A 9,474-nucleotide genomic window follows, 5' to 3' on the forward strand; every position below is an offset into this window, starting at 1 on the left:
CACGGCCCGCATGGAAGGCGCTGCGACCTCGGCTCGCGGAGCTGAGCCGTCTGATGGGCAGTCGCAGCCTTCCCCGATGAACAGATCACAGCGGTCACACCTCTTGGCAGCCATGCTGACCATCGTGACAGCTGCCTCTGACAGGCATGCGTCGTTCTTCCCGATCCCTGCATGTCGTCCGTGCGCCCGTTCTCCAGCAGGCCGATGGAGTTCCCTAGAAGCGGTGCACACCATCTCCCCCGAGCGCTATCCGGCCATTACGCCGTACCTGCCCCACCTGGCAGCGCAGGACGACGAGGCCGTCTTCCGGACGCTGATGGGGGCGTTCTGGCCGGCCGTCGACGCAACCGCTCGCACCCCGGCCGCTTCGCGGTCCGTGACGCCGCGGGAGCCGGGCGCTGCGTCGCCCAGTCCCAGGTGGGCATGGGCGACGCAGGCCGTCGGGGAGATCGTCAAAGCAAGAGCCCCAACCTTCATGGCTCGTGTCGGTGGGCGTGCTTGGTTACAGCCCGCAGGAGCCGCGGTCGAGGTGGAAGTATCGGGCGTTGGCCCAGCGGCACAACCGGATACCGACGATGACGCCGACGATGGTGATCAGGGCAGGCAGGTATCCGCTGGCGACCTGGATGATCGGGATTGCAGGGCACCCACCTGAGATCGCCCAGCCCGTACCGAACAACACCGCGCCGGGGATCACGCCGGCGTGGATGCGCCCTGGGGTGCGGCGTACCGGCAGCAGAGCGAACGCGCACACGATGATCCCGACAGCACCCGCGAAGGAGAGGAACATGCGCAGGTCCTGGAAGGTGAACATGCGGTTCAGCTCGGCGTAGTCGCCGAAGCCGATGTTCGTGACGGTATAACCGAGGGCCAGTCCGGTGATGATGGTGGCCAGCAGAATCGTGCCCCGGGTGCGCATCAGATCACCTTCCACAGGAGGAACGACACCGCGACGGCGGTGCCGAAGAACACGGCGGTCGCGACGATGCTGACCGGGCGTAGCCGGCCGCAGCCGCTGAGTCCGTGGCCGGAGCTGCACCCACCGGCCAGCCGAGTGCCGAAGCCGACCAGCACGCCTCCCACGAACAGCACGGCGATCATGGTGGTCGGATCGGCGGTGACCAGGTTCCGAAAACCCGGGCCCATGTCGTAGCGGAGGTGGAACCGCCCGGAGGTGACCGCGGCGATGAACCCACCGAGGAAGATCGACATCAGCAGGGCAGCCTGAGTGACCAGCGGGGCCGGGCGCAGGCTCGTGGCTGCCGGGCGCTCACTCGCCGCCGGTTCGGCGTCGGCTTCGAGCGGCTGCGACTTCTCGTACGGTTCCTGCGGCACGGTAGACGCGCCGGCGCCGGCGCCGAAGTGCTCCGCTGTGGCTGCGGCAAGCGCCTCAGCCAGAGCTTGGTCGTCGGCGAACTCCTCGTCCATCCGCTCGAGTTGGCGTTCGCGACGCCAGTGCAGCACGCGATCCCACGCGGCCGACACTCCGAGAGACCGGTCGGTGATGAGAGTGTGGTTGATGGTGATCAGAGCGAGCCCGATAGCGCCCGCCCACCAGGGCCAGTAGGTACTCATGCGGGTCCTCTCATCCAATCGGCAAATCGAGCCCACCAGCCGCGCTTTGAGCCGGGCGCAGCGGGTGCAGCGGGCGCAGCGAGGCGGTCCGAAGGTCGGGCAACCTGTGGGGACGGTGACGGTTGGTCATGCCGGACAGCCGCTGGTGTAGGTGTTGCCCCGAACTGGGCCATGGTCTCCGGTATCGCGGTTCCAGGTCCTGAGTGCTCATGTGGCCGGGGCGGTGCCGGCTGGGGCCGGGACCCGGGCTCCGGGGACCCCGGAGCGGGCCGTGGCGGCGGGGGCTGTCGGGGGACCGCCGTCGGGCCAGTGGCGCCGGATCGGTCCACCTCGGCTGGGGCTTCGAGGTGTCGCGCGCGGGCTCCGTTGGGCAGCAGGCTGATCGGCACGCGCTCGCCGGTGAGTGACATCTGGTAGCGCGCACAGCCGAGCCATCGATCCGCGCTGTCGCAGTAGTATTCGCGCCAACCTTGCAAGCTCGCCTTAAGTAGGGGGAAAAGGGGGCATCCTGCGGCGTGAGAGCAACCCACGGTGCTCCTTCCTGACCGGCGCACCACCCGTTCGGGGAGAGCGGTTGCCGTTCTCGATTCCTGCCCTCGCTGTGCCCGGTCGACGGTCTGAAAAGCAATGCGGTGGCGGGCAGTGACAATAAGGCGCTGTGCATCCATCCCTTGATCGGCCGTGATGCAACCATTGTTTCGGTGCTCCGAGCAACTCAGGGAGTTTTCCCAAACAGGTCACTTGGCACTACTTGGTGAGATACTCTCCGCGACGGATTTGCGACACCTGCCTCTCATGTCCGGATATCTGCGATCGCCGGCGAGGCTGCCTGAATCGTGATTCAACTGCGTGATCGCGGCCCGCACTGACACAAGTCAACTGTTTATGGAGGGGGTGTAAATTCTGGAGTTCCTTGTGGTGATGGCGTGAATATCATGGATATCAAACGAAGAACTAAGGGAGGGTAATCATGTGCCAACGTGTTGTCTGTCGGTCGTGCCGAAAGTTGACCTATGAGGGCTGCGGAAGGCATGTGGACCAAGTGCTCATGGGTGTGCCAACGGCTCAGCAGTGCATGTGTGAGCCCGCGGAACGCAAGCGTGAACGCGCAGTGGAGGCGACGACTCGATCGGAATCGGTGCCAGCCCGACAGGGCGGGGCGTCGCGACGCACACGCGCTCCTGGGTACCCCGGGAGTCCACCGGGCCGATCGAGGGGCGGCTGGTGGGCTCGCCTCATCGATTGGCTGAAAAGACCGGCATGAGGTAATCATCCGAGTGCACTCGCCTTGGATCCCTTGAGTTCAAGGTGTTGGCTATTGGGCCACGAGAACGCGGATTTCAGAACTCCGGGGCGCCAAGTGGCACCGAGCGCAGAGCCAGCACCGACACCCGTGCCCCGCGACGAACGCCATCGGCGCTCTGCATGACAGCATCCGCTTCTTCTGATGGCCTCATCCACTTTCTGCGGGCCCGCTGCACCGAAGAATGCCAGCGGTGTTACCCGACGGCCTTTGAGGGATTCACTGATGACGACAGCCCGCGGGCCACTGCCACGTGGGACGCCCGGGCTGCCGTATGCGCGCAGGAGCGGGCCAGCACGGGGGGAACCAGCCCGCTCCTGCGGTCGGCGCCCGCGTACCCCCTCCAGGAGAGCGAGCGCCTCGACCCTCATGATCGGGTCACTCCTTCCTGCGTGCTGTGCCCCTGGAATGTCACTGGTGGCGAGAGATGGTCACCAATCCAGCGCTCTTGTGAAGAGAGCGACTCGAAGCCGTCACGACTCGGCCGCCAACCATGCACGCATCCTTGTCCTCCGGCGGGGCTGCCCGTAGCAGCCGGGCGCTGCGCCGCCCGGAAAGACAAGGTTGCGGGGCCGGTACGCTGGGGCCGCTGCGGCATCCCGCACCTTGATCCGCGCCCCACGGTGAGTCATGGCTTACGGCGATCAAGACGTCTTTGGGCATGAGGATGAAGAACAAGTGCTGATAGCGGGCCGATACCGGCTGCGAGACACCATCGGGCGGGGCGCGATGGGGGAGGTCTGGCGGGCCTTCGACGAGACGCTCGGCAGACCGGTCGCCGTGAAACTCCTGCTCCCTCACGACTCCGACCCCACCGCGCCCTCCCGCTTCCGGCTGGAGGCGCAGACCGCCGGACGCCTCAGCCACCCGCATGTGGTCGCCGTCCTCGACTTCGGCGAGCACGAAGACCGTCTGTTCCTGGTGATGGAGCTCGTCGATGGGGACAGCCTCGCCGACCGGCTTACCGTCTCCGGACCGCTGCCCGCCGAGCACGTGGCTCATATCGCCGCACAGGCCGCCCTTGGGCTGGCCGCCGCGCACCGGCAGGGCATCGTGCACCGGGACATCAAGCCGGCCAACCTCCTGCTGGGCGCCGACGGAACCCTGAAGATCGGCGACTTCGGCATCGCCCGCTTCCTCGACGACCCCGGCGCCGCGCTCACCGCCGCCGGGCAGATCGTCGGCACCAGCCTTTACCTCGCGCCCGAGCGGGCCCTGGGCCGCACCGCCGGCCCGGCATCCGACGTGTACTCCCTGGGCTGCGTGCTCTACCAACTCCTCACCGGCCGACCGCCGTTCCAGGCGGACAGTGCGATCGCGGTGCTCCATCAGCACCTCGATGCCGCCCCGGTCCCACCCCGGCAACTCGGCGCCGATCTACCGCCCGCCTTCGAGAGCTATCTGCTCGGTCTGCTGGCCAAGGAGCCCGAGAGCCGACCCACGGCTGAGGAGGTGGCGGACTGGTTCGGGCGCGGAGCCTGGCGCGGCGCGCGGGAACCGCTGCCCAGCGAACACCAGCATCACGGCCGCCCGGACCGGCCGCACGTCACCGGCTCAAGGGCCGCCGCCCCCGCAAGCTCCCTCTCCGCTCCCACCGCCCACTCCGACCGTGCCTTCGCCCCGGTTGCGGACACCGAGTGGCAGACGAGCGTGCACCGGGCCGCGACCCGCCGCGCACACCTGCCGTTCCTCCGCCGTTCCCCGCTGGTGGCTGTGCTGGGCGGCGCCGGCCTCTTCACCCTGGCGTTGGTGGCGGGAATGGTGTGGTTCTCGCCCGGCCCCGGCCCTGGCTCAGCGCAAGGGCCGCAGACCAACCCGCCCACGAGCACGAGCCCCGCTGCACCTCCCCCTTCGGGCACGCTTCTCAGGCAGGCTTGCCCAAAGGCATGCCATCAAGATCGCCAAAGTGCAGGTGACGGGCTGATGCCGCGGCCCGTCAAGGTCTCGTTGGCCGATGCGGCAAGCCCTCGTGACCGGTGGATGCGACGCTCGGCAAGCCCGGTTGGCCTTGGGCAAGCCCATCCGCCACCGCGGTGAGGCGGGGCGATCGGTCACGGTGACCGGTGGAGGTGGATCTGGCGTGACCGGTGACCAGTCCGGCCGTCATCGGACACCGATCATCGGTCAGCTGCGGGTCGGTCACTGGGCTGGGATCCCCACAGCCGGCCACGAGTCCTGCTCGCCGGACAGGCGCGTAACCGAAGCCCGGCGACCTGCGGACGACCGGGCGCCGGCTTCTCGGAAAGGGGCACCGGCGACAGGGCGCAGTCGGCCGGCCCGAGTCGGCGGCTGACGCAGTCGGCGGCTGCGCCCACCTCTCCTGCCAGCGAGCCGGGGCACTGTAGAGCTGCTGCGGTCGGCGGCCACGGTGCACACCACACCGCCGCTCGCCGGGGCTTGCGCGGCTAAGAGGCCGCGCGGATAGGGATACGCGGTCATGGTCGGTGGTTCGGGCGTTCGTCCCAGCGGTGAGTCGTCCATGCCTGCCGGATCAGACTACGCACGGTGATGATCGTGTCGGCGAGGTCGAAGAATGTGTCGATGACGGTGGTGCGCCGCTCGTAGCAGCGGACGAGGAGACTGCTTCGGCAGCCTGGATCACGAGGTGATGCTCGTAGTTCTGGAAAAGAGAATCCACGATGGACGATTTCTGCGGGTGATCCGCGGATGCTCAAGGCCGAGCATTTGGAGGACTGGCGGTGGAACGCCACCGGACAGGCCGACTACATGGCTCGCCGCACCCACGGCTTCCTGGCGGACCGCCCGCACGCCGTGCCCGTCCTCAGTTAACCTCCCGCACTCTCGCAGCGGTCCGCTCGGCGAGCTCGCGGATGCCGTTCGCGGTGTTCTCCGAGAGCTCGCCGAGTATGGCGTCGGCGGCCGTGAGAAGGGCACGGGTCTCCTCGGGGCGGCCCGCGTCGGCCAGGGCGTGGGTGAGCCGGTAGTGCTCCTCGGCGATGAAGCGGCCGAGGTTGACCTGCTGCCAGTGGCGCAGTGAATCGTCGCCTGGGGTGGCCAGGGCGTCGCGCACGGCGGCCAGGCTGTCCGCCGCCTGCGGCAGCCGGCCCGCCTCCCGCTCTAGGCGGGCCAGGGTGTGCCAGGCCGAGGCCCGGTCCCATGCCGTCTCCTGAAGGGCTGCGTACAGGCGCTGGGCGCGCAGCGCCTGGGGAAGGTCTCCGAGTTCCTCGAAGTCCCGGGCGAGCCCGCTCAGCGGAGCCGTGGCCAGGGTGCGGGGCGCCTCGGGGCGGCGGAGTCTGCTCTGGTCCATGAAGATGTTGTCGAGTTCGCGGATCAGCGTCACCCGCGCGAGGTCCGTCATCCCCTGGTCCCGCGCCAGGTCGGTCCATGTCGAGACCGGCTCGTCCGACGGGTCCGCCCCGAACGTCGACTCGTCGAGCGCCCGCGCCCACTGCTGCAACTCGTCCGCGCTTGCACCCGGTTCCGGCATACCGCCCAGGCCGCACGCCGTGTCGAAGTCCGTCTCCCGGACCTCAAGTAGCAGCGGCAGATCTCCGGTGTCCCCGCGCAGCCCCACCAGCACTGCCGCGAGCCGCAGTTCTTCGGTCATCGATGACCGTGTCTCGTGCCGCAGCAGATGCCGAAGTAGCTCCAGATCGCCCTCTGCGCGGTCGAACTGCGCGGCCCGCAGGGTGATCCGGCGCCGCACCGGGTCCTCGGCGACTTCACGCCATGCCGTGCGATCGCCCTCACGCAACGAGGCGAGATCGGCGCGGCCCGCCGCGAGCACTTGCTCCCACAGCGGGGGACCGGCCGGGCCTATCCGGTCGTACGCGCACCCCTCATCCGCGTTGAGCAGTACGAAGTCCGGCTCGGTGCGCAGCAGCGCGGCACGTAGCCTGCCCACCAGCTCGACCGGGGAGCGTTTCGGGAAGCCCAGCGCCGCACGGAGCTCGGCACGCTCCTCGTCGATTCCGTAGTACTCACGGATCTCGTCCTCGGTCTCCGCGACGCACGCCAGGATCTTCTCCTCGCCGTCGTCTGGCGACAGACATGTGTAGTCGCGCCAGCCGGGCAGGCCGATCACGAGCTCCAGGGTCTCGTCGACACTGGAGCCGATGATCCCCGCGGCGCCCTCCGAGTCGGCGTAGAGCACCGAGCCGTCCGCGCACACGAAGTACGTACCGCCGGTGTCGTCCCCGGCGACCGTCTCCAGCGGCCCGCCCGAGGCGAGGCGGACCTCCTCGACATGGCCGTGGGCGGCGCGGTCGAGGTCGAAGTCGAAGGGGAAGGCTGCCAGTTCGGCCAGGCGGCGGTCCTGCCGCAGCAGCCGTAGCGCGTGATCGGTCATGTCACAGAACGTAACACCGTCCACTGACAGCGGACTCGCGGCCTCTGTAACGGGCTGTGCGGATAGGGGTGCGGTCACGGTCGGCGGTTCGGGCGTTCGTCCCAGCGGTGAGTCGTCCATACCTGCCGGATCAGGCTACGCACGGTGATGATCGTGTCGGCGAGGTCGAAGAATGTGTCGATGACGGTGGTGCGCCGCTCGTAGCAGCGGGCGAGGCGGGAGAAGGCGTTCTGCCAGGCGTGGGTGCGTTCGACATGCCAACGCTGGCTGGCCTGGATGGGCGCTTTCTTACCCTTGTGTGCGATGCGTCCGTGCAGCCCGCGTTCGCTGAGCAGCGTGCGGGTCTTGTCCGAGTCATAGCCGGCGTCCAGGTGCACGGTGATGTCATCGGGTAACGGCCCCAGGTCGTCCAGGCGGTCCAGGGTCGGGGCGAGCAGCGGGGAGTCGTGGCGGTTGGCACCGGCCAGGACACGACCCAGTGGAATGCCGTACCCGTCCGTCATGCCCGAGCGTTTCAGGCCCTGTTTGCCGCGGTCGACCGGTGAGCGACCGGCCACCTCGCCGCCTCCGGGAGCCTTGGTGATGGAGCCATCCACGGCGATCTGGTCGAGGACGAGGCCGACGATCCGGTCGTAGGAGTCCAGCGCGATCTGCTTGAGCCGGGCGAAGACACCTAGCGGTGGTTTGTTGGCGGCGGAGTGTGTCTGCGCTATTGCTCCTTGTAGGGGGTGTGGTGTCATGACCGCTCGTGTTCCGTGTCCGCCGGCGCCGGGTCCGCTGGAAGGCTATGCCGCTCGCTTCGACGACTTGTTCGGCACGCTGGCTCAACGCGGAGGATTTCGGCAGTACTTGACGGGCTTGCTCGCACCGCGGGATCGGAACAAGACGCTGACGTCTTTGGCGGGCGCCGAGCCGGTCGTCGGGGCCCAGCACCGGGCCGTGCAACGTCTGCAGTTCTTCCTGTCGGAGTCGACATGGGACTGCGAACGGGTCAACGACCGGCGCCTGGAACTTCTCCTGGACGACCCGGCGACCGCGCCGCACGAACAGGGTGTGCTGGTCATCGACGACTCCGGCGACCGCAAGGACGGGAAAGCGACCGCACACGTGGGCCACCAGTGGCTGGGCCGGTACGGCAAGACCGACAACGGTGTGGTCACCGTGACCACCCTGTGGGCCGACGAGCGCCTGTACTACCCACTGCACGCGGTGCCCTACACCCCGGCCCACCACTTCCGCAAGGGCAAGAACGACCCCGCCTTCCGCACCAAACGGCGGATCGCCGCCGCCCTGGCAGGCCGGGCGCAGGCCGCGGGCATCGCGTTCCGCGCGGCGGTCGCGGACTGCGCCTACGGCGACGTGGACGCCTTCCGCGGCGAACTGAGCCAGGCAGGAGTGCCATTCGTCCTGGCCCTCAAACGCCGTCGCGGGGTGTGGGCCTACGGCGACCAGGCATACACCCCCCTCGACGCTGCCCGCAGCCTGGCGTGGAACGGCCTGGAGGACCCCCGCGACTGGAGCCCGGTCACCCGCACTTTCCGCGACGGACACACCGCTACCCGGTGGGCCGCCGACGCCACGTTGGGATGGTGGGGCCCAAACGGGACGACACGGCTGGTAGTGGCCACCACCGACCCAGCCACACTGCCGGACAACGGCACCTGGTACCTGGCCACCGACCTGCCCCGGCCACAGGGCCCGCGGGCGGCTGACAGCCCTCACCCGCCGGCCGACCTCGCCGAAGTCGTCCGCATCTACGCCGTCCGCAACTGGATCGAGCAAAGCTACAAACAAGTCAAGGACGAACTCGGCTGGGCCGACTTCCAAGTACGCTCCGACATCGCGATCCGCCGCCACCAGACCCTGGTCAACTGCGCGTTCTCCTTCTGCTGGGCCACCTGGTTCGACCAACCAGACCCACCCCAACCCCCACCAGAGTCTCCAACCGACGCAACCGACCGCCGCAACGAGCGGACAGAGAGGGGGACCACCCCCTTCCCACCAGCCCCAACCACCCAGCTGACCCAAGGCGATTCGCCAAGTCCGCAGCTGGCTGAACCCGTCGATCACCTTACGACGCTGGTGGCAGGCATGGTCCAACAAACCACCCCCCAACCAACTACAGGCACTGATCGACGCAGTCACCACAGGCAGACCCATCAACCTCTACCGCCCTGATTAACAAACCACCGCTAGATGAATGAGTCCGATGTTCGTGCTGGCCGCGACCATGACGAAGGGCGCCCGTTGGCTCGTGTGTGACTACCAGCCTGGACGCCCTTCTTAC

Annotated in this window: 5 protein-coding genes and 3 pseudogenes; 3 read left to right on the forward strand and 5 right to left on the reverse strand. The window is 68.3% G+C overall.

Features of this window, described 5'->3' with window-relative positions; translation table 11 throughout:
- Window positions 1–502: 502 nt before the first annotated feature.
- Both ACFVT2_RS36355 and ACFVT2_RS36360 read right to left on the reverse strand, forming a co-directional pair.
- On the reverse strand, window positions 503–919 hold the full coding sequence (locus tag ACFVT2_RS36355; RefSeq protein WP_390025117.1) for a YeeE/YedE thiosulfate transporter family protein: 417 nt from the start codon (window positions 917–919) through the stop codon (window positions 503–505).
- Window positions 919–1,575 (reverse strand): YeeE/YedE thiosulfate transporter family protein, encoded by a 657-nt coding sequence (locus ACFVT2_RS36360; protein ID WP_390025133.1) that lies wholly within the window; start codon window positions 1,573–1,575, stop codon window positions 919–921. The genes ACFVT2_RS36355 and ACFVT2_RS36360 overlap by 1 nt, the downstream gene beginning before the upstream one ends.
- 1,981 nt (window positions 1,576–3,556) lie before the next feature.
- Here ACFVT2_RS36360 and ACFVT2_RS36365 point away from each other — a divergent pair.
- Entirely contained in the window at window positions 3,557–4,915 is a 1,359-nt protein-coding gene (locus ACFVT2_RS36365) for a serine/threonine-protein kinase (protein ID WP_390025119.1), read from the forward strand.
- 398 nt (window positions 4,916–5,313) lie between these two features.
- Here the strand turns inward: ACFVT2_RS36365 and ACFVT2_RS36370 are convergent.
- Window positions 5,314–5,454: pseudogene (locus ACFVT2_RS36370) on the reverse strand (IS5/IS1182 family transposase); the annotation flags it as partial.
- Between the two features lie 2 nt (window positions 5,455–5,456).
- Between ACFVT2_RS36370 and ACFVT2_RS36375 the strand changes: the two are divergent.
- Window positions 5,457–5,590 (forward strand): annotated as a pseudogene (locus tag ACFVT2_RS36375) (RNA-directed DNA polymerase); the annotation flags it as partial.
- Window positions 5,591–5,660: 70 nt separating this feature from the next.
- Here the strand turns inward: ACFVT2_RS36375 and ACFVT2_RS36380 are convergent.
- On the reverse strand, window positions 5,661–7,187 hold the full coding sequence (locus tag ACFVT2_RS36380; protein ID WP_390025121.1) for a hypothetical protein: 1,527 nt from the start codon (window positions 7,185–7,187) through the stop codon (window positions 5,661–5,663).
- 74 nt (window positions 7,188–7,261) lie between these two features.
- Window positions 7,262–7,861: pseudogene (locus tag ACFVT2_RS36385) on the reverse strand (transposase); the annotation flags it as partial.
- Window positions 7,862–8,036: 175 nt separating this feature from the next.
- Here ACFVT2_RS36385 and ACFVT2_RS36390 point away from each other — a divergent pair.
- Window positions 8,037–9,365, forward strand: a complete 1,329-nt coding sequence (locus ACFVT2_RS36390) for an IS701 family transposase (RefSeq protein ID WP_390025123.1) — start codon at window positions 8,037–8,039, stop codon at window positions 9,363–9,365.
- Window positions 9,366–9,474: the final 109 nt, after the last annotated feature.

This window comes from Streptomyces sp. NPDC058000, assembly GCF_042886435.1.
In the GTDB taxonomy this organism is placed as follows: Bacteria; Actinomycetota; Actinomycetes; order Streptomycetales; family Streptomycetaceae; genus Streptomyces.